Annotated in this window: 18 protein-coding genes; 2 read left to right on the top strand and 16 right to left on the bottom strand. The window is 54.9% G+C overall.

Annotated features, from left to right (window positions below):
* Entirely contained in the window at window positions 1–2889 is a 2889-nt protein-coding gene (locus HMPREF0721_RS10800; protein ID WP_169310240.1) for a Cna B-type domain-containing protein, read from the bottom strand.
* 345 nt (window positions 2890–3234) lie between these two features.
* A complete protein-coding gene (locus HMPREF0721_RS12165) occupies window positions 3235–3417 on the bottom strand; it encodes a hypothetical protein (RefSeq protein ID WP_169310239.1) in 183 nt (60 codons plus the stop codon).
* A gap of 28 nt (window positions 3418–3445) precedes the next feature.
* On the opposite strand from HMPREF0721_RS12165, the gene HMPREF0721_RS10795 reads away from it, so the two are divergent.
* Window positions 3446–3976: a helix-turn-helix domain-containing protein gene (locus HMPREF0721_RS10795; protein WP_169310238.1), complete on the top strand. Its 531-nt coding sequence runs from the start codon at window positions 3446–3448 to the stop codon at window positions 3974–3976.
* Window positions 3977–4256: 280 nt separating this feature from the next.
* Here HMPREF0721_RS10795 and HMPREF0721_RS10790 read toward each other — a convergent pair whose 3' ends face one another.
* From HMPREF0721_RS10790 to HMPREF0721_RS10780, 3 genes are all read right to left on the bottom strand, one after another.
* On the bottom strand, window positions 4257–5480 hold the full coding sequence (locus HMPREF0721_RS10790) for an ImmA/IrrE family metallo-endopeptidase (protein ID WP_006599827.1): 1224 nt from the start codon (window positions 5478–5480) through the stop codon (window positions 4257–4259).
* Between the two features lie 150 nt (window positions 5481–5630).
* Window positions 5631–5945 carry a YbjQ family protein gene (locus tag HMPREF0721_RS10785; RefSeq protein ID WP_006599826.1) on the bottom strand — a complete coding sequence of 105 codons (315 nt, stop codon included), beginning with the start codon at window positions 5943–5945 and terminating at the stop codon, window positions 5631–5633.
* On the bottom strand, window positions 5926–6165 hold the full coding sequence (locus HMPREF0721_RS10780) for a hypothetical protein (RefSeq protein WP_006599825.1): 240 nt from the start codon (window positions 6163–6165) through the stop codon (window positions 5926–5928). Before HMPREF0721_RS10780 ends, HMPREF0721_RS10785 begins: the two co-directional genes overlap by 20 nt.
* A 364-nt stretch (window positions 6166–6529) precedes the next feature.
* On the opposite strand from HMPREF0721_RS10780, the gene HMPREF0721_RS10770 reads away from it, so the two are divergent.
* Window positions 6530–7435, top strand: coding sequence for an alpha/beta hydrolase (locus HMPREF0721_RS10770; protein ID WP_006599824.1), 906 nt, complete (start codon window positions 6530–6532; stop codon window positions 7433–7435).
* 17 nt (window positions 7436–7452) lie between these two features.
* On the opposite strand, the gene HMPREF0721_RS10765 is transcribed toward HMPREF0721_RS10770, so the two are convergent.
* The 11 genes from HMPREF0721_RS10765 to HMPREF0721_RS10715 form a co-directional block, all read right to left on the bottom strand.
* Window positions 7453–7743, bottom strand: coding sequence for a hypothetical protein (locus HMPREF0721_RS10765; protein ID WP_156788747.1), 291 nt, complete (start codon window positions 7741–7743; stop codon window positions 7453–7455).
* A 32-nt stretch (window positions 7744–7775) separates the two neighbouring features.
* Window positions 7776–8189, bottom strand: coding sequence for an EamA family transporter (locus HMPREF0721_RS10760; protein ID WP_040640082.1), 414 nt, complete (start codon window positions 8187–8189; stop codon window positions 7776–7778).
* 30 nt (window positions 8190–8219) lie between these two features.
* Window positions 8220–8399 (bottom strand): DUF6440 family protein, encoded by a 180-nt coding sequence (locus HMPREF0721_RS10755; protein WP_006599821.1) that lies wholly within the window; start codon window positions 8397–8399, stop codon window positions 8220–8222.
* A gap of 86 nt (window positions 8400–8485) precedes the next feature.
* Window positions 8486–8887: a pyridoxamine 5'-phosphate oxidase family protein gene (locus HMPREF0721_RS10750; protein WP_006599820.1), complete on the bottom strand. Its 402-nt coding sequence runs from the start codon at window positions 8885–8887 to the stop codon at window positions 8486–8488.
* A 56-nt stretch (window positions 8888–8943) separates the two neighbouring features.
* Entirely contained in the window at window positions 8944–9912 is a 969-nt protein-coding gene (locus HMPREF0721_RS10745; RefSeq protein ID WP_006599819.1) for an NAD-dependent epimerase/dehydratase family protein, read from the bottom strand.
* A 461-nt stretch (window positions 9913–10373) separates the two neighbouring features.
* The gene (locus HMPREF0721_RS10740; RefSeq protein ID WP_006599818.1) at window positions 10374–11174 is read right to left on the bottom strand and encodes an SGNH/GDSL hydrolase family protein; all 801 of its coding nucleotides are present in this window, start codon (window positions 11172–11174) and stop codon (window positions 10374–10376) included.
* A gap of 36 nt (window positions 11175–11210) precedes the next feature.
* Window positions 11211–11951 (bottom strand): ABC transporter permease, encoded by a 741-nt coding sequence (locus HMPREF0721_RS10735; RefSeq protein WP_006599817.1) that lies wholly within the window; start codon window positions 11949–11951, stop codon window positions 11211–11213.
* Window positions 11948–12673 carry an ABC transporter ATP-binding protein gene (locus tag HMPREF0721_RS10730; protein ID WP_006599816.1) on the bottom strand — a complete coding sequence of 242 codons (726 nt, stop codon included), beginning with the start codon at window positions 12671–12673 and terminating at the stop codon, window positions 11948–11950. Before HMPREF0721_RS10730 ends, HMPREF0721_RS10735 begins: the two co-directional genes overlap by 4 nt.
* Window positions 12670–12894 carry an AbrB/MazE/SpoVT family DNA-binding domain-containing protein gene (locus tag HMPREF0721_RS10725; protein ID WP_040640081.1) on the bottom strand — a complete coding sequence of 75 codons (225 nt, stop codon included), beginning with the start codon at window positions 12892–12894 and terminating at the stop codon, window positions 12670–12672. Before HMPREF0721_RS10725 ends, HMPREF0721_RS10730 begins: the two co-directional genes overlap by 4 nt.
* Window positions 12895–13161: 267 nt before the next feature.
* Entirely contained in the window at window positions 13162–13824 is a 663-nt protein-coding gene (locus HMPREF0721_RS10720; RefSeq protein ID WP_006599813.1) for an InlB B-repeat-containing protein, read from the bottom strand.
* 6 nt (window positions 13825–13830) lie between these two features.
* A complete protein-coding gene (locus HMPREF0721_RS10715; protein WP_006599812.1) occupies window positions 13831–14328 on the bottom strand; it encodes an InlB B-repeat-containing protein in 498 nt (165 codons plus the stop codon).
* Between the last annotated feature and the right edge of the window lie 177 nt (window positions 14329–14505).

Here is a 14505-nt window from a genome sequence, read left to right as displayed (position 1 = left end):
TTACTGAATCACACGACGTTTAATGCCCAAAGCAAGCAGGGCAACGGCGGATGCGATGACGCCACTCAGGTAAAGGGCCGTTCGGCTATGATCCCCCGTTTCAGGCACGATGGCTTTTGGTGTGTGCGAATTGGTGATGACAATATTCCCATGATCCTGATCGTTGACGCTGACCGAATAGCCCGCGCGAACCCCCGTTTCCCTAACGGTGTATCGGATGGGCTTCCCGTTCTTTTTCTGCGCCAAATTTGCCCAGGTCTTGGTCCATTGATTATCCGCGTTCAATTTGACGGCGTCGCCGACCTTTTCGCCGTCCGCATAAAGCTGAACCCGAATGCTCGTCGGTCTGATCTTGTCCTTGTTGTTGCTGTCATTCCAGTGCTTGGTCACAGTCACGCTGGTCTTTTTCGGCGTGTAGCTGTTCACGATGTCATTGCCGGCAATGCTGGTGCTGTAATCCTTCACCGCATCTTCCGTCACGGTATAAACGATTTTCTTTCCGGCGTTATATTCCGGCAGATTCGCAAAACGATACTGCCAGTTATCGGCGGCCGTCACTTTTTTCGACATCACTTTTTTGCCGTCGGCCAGCAGATTCACGGTGATGCTGCTCGGCCGCTTGCCATCCTGATCGCCGGCGTCGTTCCAGGTTTTGGTCCCGGATACCGACGTCACCGACGGTGTGTGGCTGTTGGTAATCCGGATATCCCCGATGTTTTGATCGTCAATCGCCGTGGTGTAGCCGCTGACGGTCCCCACTTCCTTCACCGTGTACTGAATGGTTTTGCCCGCCGCCTTTTCCGGCAGGTTGTTCCAGGTGGTCGTCCATTTATTGCCGCTGTTCAGTTCGACTTCGTCGCCGGATTTCTGACCGTTGGCATAGAGCTGAACTTTAACGCTGTTCGGCCGTTTGCCGTCCTGATTATTGGCGTCGTTCCAGTTTTTCGTGACGGTCACGCTGGTTTTCTTCGGCGTGTAGCTGTTGGTAATGTTACAGCCGCATATTTTGGTATTGTATTCGCTCACCGAATTTTCGGTCACGGTGTAGACTATTTTCTTCCCGTCTTGATATTTGGGCAGATCCTTAAAGTCATATTTCCAACCGTTATCTGCGGTTACTTTTTTCTCAGCCTTCTTGGTGCCGTTGGCCAGCAGGTTCACGGTGATGCTGCTCGGCCGCTTGCCGTCCTGATTGCCCGCATCGTCCCAGGTTTTCTTTCCGGAAATCGTTGTTTTCTCCGGCATGTGTTTATTGCAGATAATGATGCTGCCATTACTGCTGTCCTTGCCCGTGGCGGTGGTATAGCCATTGACGGTGCCGACTTCCTTCACCGTGTATTCGATGGTTTTGCCCGCCGCCTTTTCCGGCAGGCTGCCCCAGGTGGTCGTCCAGTTGTTGCCGCTGTTCAGCTCGACTTCATCGCCGGATTTCTGGCCGTCGGCATAGAGCTGAACTTTAACGCTGTTCGGCCGGATGCCGTCCTGATTGCCAGCGTCGTCCCATCTTTTCGTGACGGTCACGCTGGTCTTGCTCGGCGTGTAGCTGTTGGTAATGTCATAGCCGCTTATTTTTGTGTTGTATTCGCTCACCGAATTTTCGGTCACAGTATAAACGATTTTCTTTCCGGCGTTATATTCCGGCAGATTCGCAAAACGATACTGCCAGTTATCGGCCGCCGTCACGGTTTTCTGATCCACTTCTTTGCCGTCGGCCAGCAGATTCACGGTGACGCTCTTCGGCCGGATGCCATCCTGATCGCCGGCGTCGTTCCAGGTTTTTTCACCGCTGATCTCTATGTTTTTTTTCTTATCGGTGATGGTTTGCAGCGCGCCGCCGGTTGGCGTGACCTTCAAGGTAAATTCCTGGCCATTCAATTTATATCCAACAGGGGGCGTCTTTTCTTTTACTTTGTAACTGCCCTGTTTCAGAACGCCGGAAGTCACCGTTCCGTCGGCCCCCGTTGTCAAATCAAAGGTAGAACCGTCCGGAGCCGTTACAGTAAATACGGCATTTGCAAGCAGAATACTACTATTATCCGCATCAACCTTTTTCAGCTTGATCTTGCTGGCAAGATCGCCGCTGCCCGTCCCGCCGGAGTCAGCCGACTGATAAGTAGTCACAGCCACAGCGTTCTTTTCGGTAGAAGTAAGCCTTGCACTATTTTTGAGCTTTGTTCCCGGTGTATAGGTCGTATCATACTCAAGGTGATACTGCTGGGTCCCTATATCGCCCAGTTTGAGTTCAAAGGACTTGTTGCCCGCGCCAAATTTCAGTTTGTCGCCAACTTCAACATTCTGATCTACAGAAAGGATATTGCCATATTTGTCAAATGTAACTTTTTGGAGCTTAAAGCTTCCCGGAATAAGGGATTCTCCGGAAGCTCCCATCGTATCTGTTATAACGACATTATGCATATTCGCCTTGAGGTGGTTGAGGCGTACATGCCACCTTGCCTGATTCGGCTTGCCCTCGACAGAACCTCCCCATTTACTGATATATTCGTCTTTTGCTACTGTCGGCCCCTGAATGATAACGCCGCCATTAAGTGTATGGGATTGTCCTGATACATCTGAATTAACTGTGATACTGAATGTGTTTTTCTCATCATATTTGATTTTGCCCTTTGCGAATTTGGCAGCCAAATACATGGTCCCTTTAACATTGTATTTGTTTTCCATCGCATTGGTGAATGTCACATGAATTTTGCCGCCCTCGTCGTTCGGCCCCGGCGTGACATGCGCCTTTGCAACCACCGTGCCGTCGGTATCTTTAAGGTCAAAATCTCTTGCGGTGGTATCTGACGGGAATCGCATGTTGTCCGGCAACGTAACATCAAAATAGTCACCTTCATGGATATTGGCGCCAAGATGCGTCGCGTCCCAATTCATCTTTAATAAAAAGCGATCCGTATGAAAAAGCTTTGTGGCTGTCGTATGATCAGAATTCTGAATCTCAAATTTCGTAATTTTAACATTAACGGGTTTAGCCTCTGCAAAAACCGTTGCCGCCCCTCCTGCCAATAACCCAAAAGCCATAATAACGAACAATAGAATACTTGTGCGCTTTAGATATTTCACATTCTGCTCCTTTCTTCAATACACACTACGATCACTACAATTTTCTTTAAATCCGCTGCTTGATCTACATTAAAAATACCTTCATCAATTTTTCTTCTTTTACTTTTTTTCTTATCACCTATTATTCTTTATTGTTTCTAAAATATTTAATTTCTATTAAATCATCTTAGGGCTTGTTGAACAACCCAAATAACTTGACAGTGTGTAAAGTTTTTTAACTTGTTCGATGGCTCTATCTGCATTATATTTTAATAAATCGTTTAATTGCAGGGAGGAGTTGAACAATGTGCCGAAAAACACACGTGAAAACATCCTCAATGCATTTTTAAATTTAGCCATGGAGCATCCTAAAAAAACAAATTTTACAATGCGTGAAATCGCAAAACGGGCCCACGTTTCCCGGCAGGCCATCTACCAAAAGCATTTCAAAAATCCCCGTGAAATTGTTCTCTATTTGCGGCAGCTGATTGACGCCGACCTCCATCAGGCCTATAAGGAATATCATTCGGCACAGCAGACCATGAATCCTTTCGTCCTCGTCGCCAACACCATCATTCCCGTTTTTTATAAAAAGCGAAAGTTAGTCCGCTGTTTTTATATCACGTCCATCGATCCGACATGGGAAAGTTTTATGGTGGATGTCTGTTTGGAATGGGCACTGCCGCGGGTTGCCACGAGGAGCGAGGCCTTTAATCTTTCCGATGAGGATTTGCTGAAGCTTCTCGTCAATTCGATCATGTCCATCATCAAAATCTGGATCAGCAGGGAAAACCCCGCGCCGCCCGAGGTTTTTAAAGACGATTTTTTAAAACTGGTTCGAACGCCTCTGTTTGACTATCTGGCCATGGACCCGGCCCGCTTGACCGGCACGCCTCCCCTGCCGGGCCGGCGCACCTAAAGCCAACCCGACCCGAGGCCAAGTAAAAAAAGACAACCGAGATGCCTTTCTCGGTTGTCTTTTTGATTGGGCGAAACCTGCAGCCCGGACGGGGCGTCATGAAAACGCGTCCTGCCTATTTGATGATAATCCGCCTTCAGTCAATTGAGCGGCGTCTTAGCCTTGCGCGCTTGGGAGCGCGCCTCAGCGGTCTTCTAACGGTCTTTTGCGAGAACAAAGGGCGCGCGCCCTCCTCCGCCGCGCGGACGGCGGCGAAAAAACGGGCAGACGACCCAGCCCTTCACGCGCTTTCCCGGAAGGGCTTAAGCCCCGCCGCTTTTAAAATCGCGTTGCAGTCGGCCACGGAAAGCCCGGAAAACTCAAAGAGAAAATCGTGATACCAGCCCTCCAGCGGATCGTCCGCCATCAGGCGCACCCCGCAGGCCGATAAAAACGGCGTCACCAGCCGCCTCGGCAGGCGCAGCCCGATGGCCAGCTTCACCGCCACCTCTGAACCCACCCGTATGCGCCCGCGCCGGCGCATTTTTTTCTCGTTGCACAACTGGTGGATATAATCCGCCGAGACCCAGGAGGCCTCGGCCAGCTCCCCGTCGTTCATCTCCCGCCAGGCCATCAGCCGGGGCAGCACATCCCGGGGATCCGCCCCGTAATGGGCGGCCAGCTCCGGCAGCAGGCAGCCGATCATCTGGCGGCGCCCCAGCGGCACACCCGGCGCCCGGGCTTTTCGCCTGGCATAAAGGGCCCGGGAGCGCGCATTTATCTGTGCCGCCAGGTCATCCCGAGGCATCAGCGCGGCCAGAGCAATGCCCTCCGCCTGGAACTCCGCCGCGTCCATCGGTGCCGCCCGCCGGCGAAAGCGCGATGCGGCCCCACATCCCTGATCCCGGGCGAGACAGGCCGCCGCCTGATGATAATGCCAGTGCACCCATTCGTGCAGCACCGTCACCCGTCGGCTCGCCGCCGACGCCCGGGGATCCACCACCAGCGTGCCCGCCGGCAGCGTTCGGCCTCCCAACGCGCAGGGCAGGAGGGCGATCATGCCCAGCACCCGGCCGTCCCCCGGCAGAAGCGCCTGGATGCAGTGAAGCGCCTCGCCTGCGAGCATCCCTGCCGGACGTACAGGCAGCCGGCGCATTCCCCGGCAAAGTCTGGCCGAAAGGGCCCGGCCCTCCGCCTCGATATCCGCCGGAGAAAGCCGGGGCAACAGCTCGTCCGAAAGATGCCCCAGGCGCCAGGGCAGGGTTTCGCCCGGGCGCACCGCGATCTGGCCCGCATCGGCGAAATGGCGGCGGATATCTCCGCAGAAACTCACAATATAGCACCCCGCCCGCGCCCTCACCCGCAGATCCACCAGCATCCGCGCACCGGCGGCGCAGGCCTTCGCCTTTTCGATGGCAAAGGGGCCCGGCGCGACCGACGCCATCGCCCGGGCGACCAGCAGTTCAAAATGCGTCCGGGCATAGCGCGTAAATGACGGTGTCCCGCCCGCTCGATCGGCAGCCATTGGCTCGCCCTCCTTTCTTTTTATGGATATTTATAGGCTTATGACTCTATATTTTACCACTATATGGATTATCGTGCGGGATTTTTTTATCGTTCCGGTCAAAATGCCATCAAAAAAACACCCCGAAGGGTGTTCGTGTGCCGTCCGCACTTATCCGGCAAAGCGGACCGCCGTGCCGTAGGCAATGACTTCCGCCGCGCCCTGCATCACCGCCGACGAGGCATAACGCACGTTCACGACGGCATCCGCCCCCAAAGCTTCCGCCTCGGCCACCATGCGTTTGGTCGCCAGCGCCCGGGCTTCGTCCATCATCTTGGTGTAGGCCTTGAGTTCTCCGCCGACGATGGTTTTAAGGCTCTGGGAAATATCCCGGCCGATGTTCTTCGATTGGATCGTGCTTCCCTTCACCATGCCGAGCATGGCCAAATCTTTTCCCGTGATGTAATCAGTAGTGACTAAGATCATCTTCTTCTCCTCCTTGAATCTCGCGGATCCGCGACACGCAGACGCCGATCAGGGCAATGACCAGCCCCAGGGGAAACACCCCCAGCAAAACCTTTGGCCAGAAGCCCGGCACCCAGGTCACCAGCAATGCGAAATATAAAATAAAATACGCCACAAAAATCGCCGTGATCACGATGGGTGCGATCATCTTGCGGCGGTGCACACGCCGTTTATCCATCATGGCAGCCTCCTTATGCCGCGAAGCAGCTTATATATTTAGCATAGCAAGCATTCCTTAAAAATTTTTAAAGTTTTAAGCCGCTGCCCCCTGCCGGCCGCTGCCCGCCATAAAAAAGACGCTCCGAAGAGCGCCAAAACGGCTGCCGCGACAGCACGGCAAACAGTAACAACATGCCCCTCGGCATTTGCCCCGCGACCGGCAGCTTGACGTTTACATTGTGACCGCGAACGCTTAATCCCAGCTTAATTCCTGAAAAGCCCGGCGCCTCTCTGCCCGATGCCCGGGAGCCGATTGTCAATTTTCATTGCACTCTGCGGCCGAAAAGGCTATGCTGTTAACAGCATTCCACGAAAGGATCCCATTCATGACCAAAAGAAAAATTTTTTTCGTGCTGATCCTCCTTCTGATCGTCGCCGGCTACGCCCTGGGCTCCCGCCGTCTGGAGCTGTCTGAAGCGGCTTCCCGAAGAAAAGAACCTGCTCAATCTTATACTGTTTCAAGCGCGCCCACCCTCTTTTTCCACGGCTGGGGCAGCGGCAGCTTCACCGAAAATCAAATGGTTCGCTATATGGAGCGCCAGGGTATCACCAATGCCGTTATCCGCGCGGACGTCATGCCTTCGGGCAAGGTGCATCTGCGCGGCCGGCTGCCAAAGCATCCCCGCAATCCCATCGTGAAAGTCAATTATCTCAATTCCCGGCAGAATAATTATTACATTCTGGGCCAGTGGATGAGAAACGTCGTCGTCGCGCTGCAGCAGGCCTATCACATCGAGCGGTTTAACGCCGTGGGGCACTCGGTGGGCAACATGTCCATCGCCTATTATCTGCTGCAATACGGTCGCGATCCCGCCCTGCCGAGGCTCGACCGGCAAGCCGCTTTGGGCGCCCATTTTAACGGCGTGCTCGGCGCCGACGACGCCGTCAATCAAATGCGGCTGCTGGCCGATGGCCAACCGAAAAAAATGACCGCCTACTACCGCGAGCTTCTGGCCCTGCGGGCCATCTATCCCAAAACCCGAACCGCCGTCCTCAATATTTACGGCGATCTGGACGACGGCACCCATTCCGACGGCGTCGTCTCCAATGCGTCCTCCTGCTCGATGCGCTACCTGGCCGGTCCCGACGCGCGGGCCTACCGCGAGGTGAAAATCACCGGCAAAGACGGCCAGCACAGCCGCCTGCACGAAAATCTCGCCGTCGACCGCGACCTCGCGGCGTTCCTCTGGGACGCGAAACGCCCCAATCAAAAAAGTCAGTCCGCAGACTGACTTTTTTTGACGGCCGATTACGATGACCGGCACGCCCGGGAAAGCCGCCGCAAAATCACGCCGGCGACGGCCGCGCCCAGGGCAAACAGAATGAAGCCGGCCGTTCGGTCGATAAAGGCAGCAATGGCCGCCGCCATCAAAAGGTGCACCAACACAGCGGCCTCGTTTTCAAAACGGCGGGCATCCCGCAAACCGGCGAGCAGCGCCGCGAAAGCCAGCGCCATCACCCCGGCCGTTCGCCAGGCCACAAGACCGAAACCGGCCAGATAGCCGAGCGTGAGCAGCCCGTTCCACAAGCGTTCCTTCAAAAATAACGCCCTTTCGCCCATCCGGGGCACCGCTAAAGCACCATGAGCAGCGTCCCGGCGCCGATGAGCACACAGCCCGCCACCGATTTGACCGTCACCTGCTCGTGCAGGAACACAAAAGCGAGCGCCAGCGTGATGACCACGCTCAGCTTGTCGATGGGCACCACCTTGGAGACCGATCCCATTTGAATCGCCCGGTAATAACACAGCCAGGACGCGCCGGTTGCCAGGCCCGACAGGATTAAAAACAGCCAGCTCTTCCGGCTGACGGCGCCGATGCCGCCCTGGGCGTTCGTTAAAAACACCATGCCCCAGGCCAGCACGACCACCACCACCGTCCGGATGGCCGTGGCCAGATTGGCATCGACCCCTTCGATGCCGATTTTAGCCAAAATGGATGTCAGCGCGGCAAACACCGCCGACAGCACCGCAAACAACAGCCACATAGGCGCGCCTCCCTTCTGCCGATGCATGGCTCACGCCCGGACCGGGGTTACCACCGGCTTGCCGGCCGCGTCGAGCAACGGCGTCAGGCCGCCGCCATAACCCTCGCCGATATACAGATAGTTCACCCCTGTTTCAAGATCCACCCAGATTTCTGCCGTGGTCAGCTTGCCCTGCTGATAAACCCGTTCGAAACGATCGTTCTTTTTCATTGGATTCGCCTCTTTTCAATTTTGATTGGCGTTTGATTGGCGCCGGCCGCATTTCAAAACTGCGGAGCCGACGCCGAAGCGCCGCCCTAAAAGGTGACGGTTTCCGGCGCGGCGGTAAAGGAGCAGAAGGTCGCCTTGGCCGCCTTCAGGTAAAAGACCTCGGTGTTGTCGTCGTCGGCCGAATACATCGCCTTGAGATCCGGATAGGCGTCGAGCATCGCCGCCTTGGCCGCCCGCCGCTCGTCCGGCACGAGGGTCGCGGCCACCCGCAGCCACCTGCCGTCCTTAAATGCGCAAAGCTCCGCCTTCGGGTTGGCGTGCAGCTGGCGGGAAACGGCCTTCACCTTGCCCGTTTGAATATAGAGCCTGCCCTCGAAAAGATGAGCGGTGCCAAAGGGCCGCACCCGGGGCTGATCCCCGTCGAGGGTCGCCAGAAAATACACGCCCGCATCGTTTAAAAATTGTTCAACCTGTTTCAAATCTGCCATTTGATAATCCTGCCTTTCTCTCAATCACTTGAATGGCCCCAGCCTATCACAAATACTTAAAGCAAACCTTTGTCCGCCAGCGTATCCCGCAGCGTCGCCATCAGTGGCCGCGGGGCGTAGCCAAAGGCCGCCGTGGCCTTTTGATGCGAAAAGCGGCCGTTGGTTTGCAGCACATCGATGGCATAGGGCGTGCACACCGCCCGCCGCCCGGACAGCCGCTCCAAAAGGCCGGCGCCGATTCTTGCCACCGGTGCCGGCATCACCCACCGCGGCGGCCGCCTGCCGTAAAGCGCGCAGACCCTCGCCTGAAGGCCGGCCAGCGACACGGCGTGCCCGCTCAATATATAGCCTTCGCCGGGCGCTCCTTGCTGCGCGCAGGCCAAAATTCCCGCCGCCACATCCCGGACGTCCACAAAATCGTAGCCGCCCACCACGCTCACGGGCATCCGGCCCGCGGCCATCGCCGCCACCGTGCGCACCAAATGATTCCTGCCGCGGCTGTCCCCCGGGCCGATGATTCCCGAGGGATACACCACACTGACCGCAAACCCCGCGTCTGCGGCCTCAAAAGCCAGGCGGGTGGCCGCGGCCTTGGCCTTTGCATAGGGCCCCGTCACCTGTTCCGGCAGGACGTCCCGCCTCTCCGCGATCACCCCCGGCGTCTCCGGAATCGCGTGCACCGAACTCACATAAATCATCCGAGACACGGCATGGGTCCGGGCCAGCGCCAACATATTGGCGGTGCCCGTCACATTCACGGCCCAAAGCGCCGGATCCGGCCTGGACGCGATCGTCACAATGCCCGCACAATGGACGAGCACCAGGGCTTCGCCGTCCGTCCGCGCAAAAAAGGACGCCAGAGATTCGCGGCTGCGCACATCGCCGACGATCCGCTCGGCCCCCGCCGGGACCCGCTCGCCGGGGAGCACCAGCGCCCGAACGGCCATGCCCCGGTCCGCCAGCCGCCGCACCACCATCGTGCCCAGGTGTCCGCCGGCTCCCGTTACCAGATAACGCTGCTTCATCCCGCACCTCCTTCACTGCCCGCTTCGGGCTTCCTGTGGTGACATTCGACATTATCGTTAACATGATTATATCATCCTTTCAACTGCAGGGCAAAAGATACGCACGCAAAAGAGACCGTTCCCGGCAGAGGCGGCAACAAAATCGATGCCCCGAAAAAGCGGCGATATAATATAGAAGCTTAAATTTAAAATACTGACTGCTTGTCCAAATTCTTAAAGCCTCTGTAACTGCTCTTGTTGTATGAGGACTGCTATTTCTTAACCATTCATCAATAATCTGCGAACATCCGCAGAAATCCGCCGTCCTCAATCATCCGTGCGACCGTCTCCATATTGCTATCATTTAAAAATTTCAGCGAGAACGTCCCCAATATCCTTGTCCCATATTCCGGGAATCGCCGTGCTTCTACAAGTGCTCCGCGTCCCTCTCTTCCCACGGACGCAGAATCAATCTTTCCGTTTTAAGCATCATCTGAGTTTCTCCCATCTGTCACAGCCTTATCTCTCCAGCCGCTCGTAAAATACCCTTTTTTTATTTTCTTCATGCTCCCCCCGCTATTCGCAAGGATATGCTTTTCTATTTCCGCGGCTAAAACGCTCGCTGATTCGGAATTGAAATGCACGCCGTCCACGCTGGTCGTTAACCCTCTGATTTTGGCAAAATAATCTTTCGTAAATGGCAATAAAGTCATGATCGCCGCATCGGCAACTCTTACTATGAATCTGTATTTCCACGTATATATGCGGCGGTCGGCGCGGATCTTTTCCTTTTGAAGTCTGTACACATCAACAAACGGGCAGTGATATTTTTCAGCCAATGCTTCTATGCATTTATTTCTTTTTATCAGGCGCTCATGCGGAAAGTTCTTTAAATTGATAAAGGGCATCCCAAAGAGGATCACCCGTTTATTCTTTTTATACAAAAGCGTCAAAATCTTACGGTATTCCCGGCAGAATACCGCATCATCTTCAATGCATCTCATCAGCCTGCAGCGCAAGCTCATCTGTAAAAACCAGAACAAGGAAACGGACCTCAGGTATGGCAAAAGCACATCATTCGTGCCAATGCCGAGAATATACATTTCCGAATCATCTTTGGACTTGCCCATCAGGCTTTTCAACCTGTTATACGCTCCTCTTACCGTATCCCCGTTTCTGCCTTTATTGCTGTATTGACGGCCTGAATTTTTATTCAGGAAATGAATGTATGAGTAACCAACATTCCCAAAGGTCAAACTGTCTCCTATGCAAATTATTTTCATTTTCCCCACCTGCTCCCGAATAAAAGCCTTTTATTTTTAGCCGCTCATTTTACGTTTAAAAACGATCATCGCAAGCGCGAAAATGACGACGGCATAGCCCATGACAACCGCCAAATGGGGAAGCATCTGACCGGCGCTGCCGCTTAAAGCTGCCCGTATCGCTTCCATGCCGTGATAAAAGGGCAGGACGTTGGTTGTCTTTTTGAAGGCGCCGCCTATTAAATCAATCGGAACGAACACCCCGGACAGCCACCCGGCGACATTCGTCAGCAGCGCCCCGCAGACGCCGCCAACGGCCTTATCGTTCAAAAGGCTGCCGAAAAACAGCCCCGCTCCCACGAACAGGAGAGAGGTCAGCGCGGTCACGGCCACCGCAAACAGGATATGGATATTTATTTCAAGTCCCAAAGCGCCCGCCGCCAATAAGGTGATCGCCGCCTGCCCGATCGTTATAACGAGCATCGGCAGCGTGTATCCTAAAATAAAATCCCCGGACGTCATGGGCGAGGCGAACAGCCGCATTAAAAAAGAGGAAGTGCGGTCTTTGGATAACAGCATCCCCGCAAACAGCGCCATGAACACGCTCCCGAACATGGCCAGACCAGGCGCGAGATTTTCTATTTGAAACATCGGATTTTCCGCTTCGGGGGGAATAGCGGCATTGATCATGGACAGCAGCGCCAGCAACGCGAGCGGAAATCCCAGACCGAAAAAGAGATTGACGGGGTCACGCAGGACCTCTTTCACATTGCGTTTTGCGAATAACAGCATCCTCATCGCGCACCTCCCGAAAGAATGACAAAGGCGTCCTCCAGCCTGTCCGTGCCGGTCTGCGCCGTTAATTCCGCCACCGTGCCGATCGCCGTTAATTTGCCCCGCGCCATGATGCCGACACGGTCCGATAACATTTCCACTTCATCCATATAATGCGTCGTGAGGATGATCGTCACTTTTCCCTTTAAGGCTTTAATGGATGCCCATAATTCACGGCGGGCCAGCACATCCAGCCCTAAGGTCGGCTCGTCGAGAAATAAAATCTGCGGATCCGAAATCAGCGCCATGGCAATGGAAAGGCGCCGCTGCATCCCGCCCGACAGGTGTTTGGCCTTTTTGCTCAATTCATTTTCCAGGCCGAATTTCTGCGCTGTTTCGCACGCGTTTTTCCTTGCCGTTTTGCCGTCCTGTCCGTATATTCCCGCAGTAAGCTCCAGGTTCTCCAAAACCGACAGATTGGCGGCGACCGCCGTTTCCTGCGGCGAGAGATTGATCTTTTTCTTGACGGCACGGGACTTTGAAAGAATGCTGTCCCCAAGCATCAAAGCATCGCCGCCCGTGGGCTTTATCAGGCAGGAGAGCATTTTAATCGTCGTGGTTTTCCCCGCGCCGTTCACGCCCAGCAAGGCGAATAGCTCGCCCTGTTCAACCGTCAAATCAAGATGATCGACGGCCGCGATACGATTGTATCTTTTTGTGAGCTGCGCCGCAGCAATTGCATTCATTTTTCATCCTCCTTTGGCGCCTCACCGCCGAAAACCGTGTTGATGATATGGGCGAACATGCTTTTAGGCGGAATGGCGATGCCTTGATGGATATCCCCCAGCACGATTAAGGTGTCCCCAGGGTGAATGTCGAAAACATCGCGGGCCTCCTTGGGGATCACGAACTGCCCCCTTTCCCCCACCTTAACTGTCCAAGCGTACTTTCCTTTCGGGTGATCCATTTTCCTACCTCCGAACATAAAATATGATTTGTATGATTTATACTATTAATATAACATAATTCACTTTTATGTCAATAAAAAACACTCGACAAACCACTTCACGCCGGGCATCAAAAAAACGACGCGACGCGCCGTATCCCAAGCCGGGGAAATCCCCGGTCTCCATTTTCAGCCTCATGCGGCCATGGCGAAATGATTTTGCATCGGCGGCGGCACCCTGCCGCCAAGAAAAAAGCAGCCCGGAATAGGCTGCTTTTTAATCCCGAATTATTGCCGTTTGCCTTCACAATAGAGCGCCCAGGCCGTCATCCCCATGAAAGCCATCACGCCGCCCCAAAGCACCATCGGCGGCTGGGTGTCGCCGGTGCGGGGCGCACGGAAATGCCAGCTTACCGTCCTTGCCGGATGGATGCGCTGCCAGCGGGCCACAAAGCGGTGGTCCCCCGTCACCTTGTAGTGATCGCCGGGGTGATACCACGAGCCTTCCCATCCCAGGAAACGATAGCCCTTGCGCGTCGGCGCATCGAGAATGGTCATGATGGTGCCGTCTTCCATTTTAAAGACGAGGGTGCCGGTCTTGCCTTCGAGCACGCCGCCATTCAGATCGAAGATGATGGTGTGCATGATCATTTGATTTTTGGTGTAGGTATTGACCCAGATAACATCCGCGAGATCTTCCGCCGTCAAATCAACCGTATAACTCCGATCGTCCACCTCCCAGTTTTCGCCGCTTTTCTCAGCTAAAACCAGATGCACTTTTTTGATATCTTCCGGCACCTTCAGATGCAGGGTGCCCTTATAAATGCCCACACCGTCGGTCGCAACGGCGGTGCCGGTGGCCGTGATCGTTTCGCCGCCTGACATCACGTTCACGTGAAAGGTTCTGGCCGGCGGCTTCACATTGCCGCCCTGGCGAACTTCCAGGTTCACCGGAATCTACACATTTTTCAGTTCTTTCCAATGGGCTGTCAGCTTCAGATTCGTCGTGATCGGCATATCAAAATCGAATTTTCTGCCGCCCCAATACCAGCCGTCGAAAACGTGATCTTCCTTGGTCGGATCGGCCGGCTTTACCGCTTTCTTGCCATGCTCCACCGTCTGATCGGGCACCGGCGTGCCGCCGCGCGAATCAAATTGAACCTTGTAAGTCATCGCTGACCGCTCTTCCGGCAGTCCTTTTTTCGGCGCCGCGGCCGGCGCTTCTGCCTCTGCGGATGTCTTCGGTTTTTCTGCCGCCGGCTGAACAGCCGTGTCGTTCTTCGGTGCCGGGGCGACGGCGGGGGTCGCCGGGGTTTCCGGAGCCGACTGCTCGACGGCCGGTTGGGCGGCCCCGCTGTCCGGCGCCGCCGGTTCTGCAGCGAACGCCAACTGCGGCAGCGCCAGCACGGCGATCATCACAATCGCCAGGATCGCCATTTTTTTCTTCAATTTCATCACTTACTCCTTTCCTGCACATGCGCATCGTTCGGCGGTGCCGCCCTTTGCCGCACCGCGCCTGCTCGGTCGTTCGTCACAACGCCCCATCTTTTCTTTATTATTTCATAACTTTTGTTGACGGTCATCACTCAAAATGCAAAAAGATCAGGTCGTTTTTATTGTAAATTTCCAAGC

Source organism: Pseudoramibacter alactolyticus ATCC 23263, assembly GCF_000185505.1.
Classification (GTDB): Bacteria; Bacillota; Clostridia; order Eubacteriales; family Eubacteriaceae; genus Pseudoramibacter; species Pseudoramibacter alactolyticus.
Note: the sequence above shows the minus strand (reverse complement) of the source record. Positions and strands in the feature narration are given on the sequence as shown.

What these genes read in the sequence shown, in the direction of transcription:
- HMPREF0721_RS12165 (WP_169310239.1), bottom strand. Translation starts at nt 3,417, where the DNA reads ATGGCTAAATTTAAAAATGCATTGAGGATGTTTTCACGTGTGTTTTTC.
- HMPREF0721_RS10750 (WP_006599820.1), bottom strand. Translation starts at nt 8,887, where the DNA reads ATGGCAGATTTGAAACAGGTTGAACAATTTTTAAACGATGCGGGCGTG.
- HMPREF0721_RS10725 (WP_040640081.1), bottom strand. Translation starts at nt 12,894, where the DNA reads ATGGATCACCCGAAAGGAAAGTACGCTTGGACAGTTAAGGTGGGGGAA.
- HMPREF0721_RS10785 (WP_006599826.1), bottom strand. Translation starts at nt 5,945, where the DNA reads ATGATCTTAGTCACTACTGATTACATCACGGGAAAAGATTTGGCCATG.
- HMPREF0721_RS10780 (WP_006599825.1), bottom strand. Translation starts at nt 6,165, where the DNA reads ATGATGGATAAACGGCGTGTGCACCGCCGCAAGATGATCGCACCCATC.
- HMPREF0721_RS10715 (WP_006599812.1), bottom strand. Translation starts at nt 14,328, where the DNA reads ATGAAATTGAAGAAAAAAATGGCGATCCTGGCGATTGTGATGATCGCC.
- HMPREF0721_RS10740 (WP_006599818.1), bottom strand. Translation starts at nt 11,174, where the DNA reads ATGAAAATAATTTGCATAGGAGACAGTTTGACCTTTGGGAATGTTGGT.
- HMPREF0721_RS10790 (WP_006599827.1), bottom strand. Translation starts at nt 5,480, where the DNA reads ATGGCTGCCGATCGAGCGGGCGGGACACCGTCATTTACGCGCTATGCC.
- HMPREF0721_RS10770 (WP_006599824.1), top strand. Translation starts at nt 6,530, where the DNA reads ATGACCAAAAGAAAAATTTTTTTCGTGCTGATCCTCCTTCTGATCGTC.
- HMPREF0721_RS10760 (WP_040640082.1), bottom strand. Translation starts at nt 8,189, where the DNA reads ATGTGGCTGTTGTTTGCGGTGCTGTCGGCGGTGTTTGCCGCGCTGACA.
- HMPREF0721_RS10800 (WP_169310240.1), bottom strand. Translation starts at nt 2,889, where the DNA reads ATGAATTGGGACGCGACGCATCTTGGCGCCAATATCCATGAAGGTGAC.
- HMPREF0721_RS10755 (WP_006599821.1), bottom strand. Translation starts at nt 8,399, where the DNA reads ATGAAAAAGAACGATCGTTTCGAACGGGTTTATCAGCAGGGCAAGCTG.
- HMPREF0721_RS10795 (WP_169310238.1), top strand. Translation starts at nt 3,446, where the DNA reads ATGCGTGAAATCGCAAAACGGGCCCACGTTTCCCGGCAGGCCATCTAC.
- HMPREF0721_RS10735 (WP_006599817.1), bottom strand. Translation starts at nt 11,951, where the DNA reads ATGAGGATGCTGTTATTCGCAAAACGCAATGTGAAAGAGGTCCTGCGT.
- HMPREF0721_RS10745 (WP_006599819.1), bottom strand. Translation starts at nt 9,912, where the DNA reads ATGAAGCAGCGTTATCTGGTAACGGGAGCCGGCGGACACCTGGGCACG.
- HMPREF0721_RS10730 (WP_006599816.1), bottom strand. Translation starts at nt 12,673, where the DNA reads ATGAATGCAATTGCTGCGGCGCAGCTCACAAAAAGATACAATCGTATC.